2 protein-coding genes are annotated in these 686 nt (G+C 29.7%); both read right to left on the bottom strand.

What is annotated here, in order from left to right; all coding sequences use genetic code 11:
• A partial coding sequence (locus tag ACF91D_RS31175) for a PglD-related sugar-binding protein (RefSeq protein WP_483883401.1) occupies nucleotides 1–153 on the bottom strand: 153 nt, incomplete at its 3' end.
• Nucleotides 150–686, bottom strand: coding sequence for a sugar transferase (locus ACF91D_RS31180; RefSeq protein WP_392438615.1), 537 nt, complete (start codon nucleotides 684–686; stop codon nucleotides 150–152). The genes ACF91D_RS31175 and ACF91D_RS31180, both read right to left, overlap by 4 nt.

Genomic DNA, 686 nt, shown 5'->3' on the forward strand with positions numbered 1-686 from the left:
ATCTAAGCAATCATAAATGAGTCCATCTCTTTCATAAAACTCTTTAATATTGTCATCTAAATAACCTTTGAATGTAAGAGAGTTATTTCTTGAAATAATATCTTTAATCACTTTTGCATGGCCACCATTACCGATTATCATTATAGATTTCATTTTAAACTTCCTTTAAATGGCTCTATTGTTACATGATTACTAGAACTGATATCTTTTCTTTTGATAACGTTATAAAAAGTTTTATATAGGATATACATATCTAACTTGAAAGATTGGTTCTCTACATACCAAACATCTAGTTTAAATTTATCTTCCCATGAAATTGCATTTCTACCATTCACTTGCGCCCATCCAGTAATTCCAGGCTTAACAAGGTGACGTTTCTTTTGCTCTTCAGTATATAAAGGTAAATATTCCATCAGTAATGGTCTTGGACCAACTAAACTAAGATCACCTTTTAAGACATTAATTAATTGTGGCAATTCATCAATGCTTGTTTTACGAATGAAATTTCCCGTTTTAGTCATCCTTTTATCATCAGGTAATAACTCCCCATTGCTGTCTCTTTCATCAGTCATAGTTCTAAATTTGAAAATTTGAAATGGTTTTTCATTTTTTCCTGGACGAGTTTGTTTAAATAAAACAGGATTACCCATTTTTTTTGATATTACAACTGATGCACTAATTAATAT

The organism is Staphylococcus sp. 231237_7MaSpsaltlick (genome assembly GCF_043107035.1).